Source organism: Caulobacter sp. 05T431 (genome assembly GCF_056665975.1).
Window position 1 is genome coordinate 1 of record NZ_JBFTKU010000153.1, and the last position, 393, is coordinate 393.

Here is a 393-nt window from a genome sequence, read left to right on the forward strand (position 1 = left end):
TCACCTTGTCGGGCGTGATGACGACCGGGAGGTCTCCGGTCTCGACCTGCACGGCCCGCATCAGCGCCTGCCCGGCAATGGAATCGGCCTCAAAATAGAGATGGGCAAGCCGTAACCGCGACGCGAATGTCCGGAGTTCCAGTGAAGCTGCGGACAGACGGCTCCCCACTATCTCGACGACTCGGGCAGCTGAGTTACTCCGAAGGAGTTCTCTCCGAGCGAGAAAAGCGCGCAACAGGATATCGGAAAGCTCGGCGTCCTCAGCCATCAGCCGACGAAACTGGGCCGGTGGAATACTATGAATTCGGCCCGCTTGCACCACCAGCCCAGTCAGGTACACGGCCTGACCGGTGAGCAAGCTCAACTCACCGATGAAACGGCCCGGCCCATGGC

1 protein-coding gene is annotated in these 393 nt (G+C 61.6%); it reads right to left on the reverse strand.

All coding sequences use genetic code 11. The features are described from left to right. On the reverse strand, positions 1 to 358 hold a 358-nt coding region (locus AC1U89_RS24925), incomplete at its 3' end, for a hypothetical protein (RefSeq protein WP_479902292.1). Between the last annotated feature and the right edge of the window lie 35 nt (positions 359 to 393).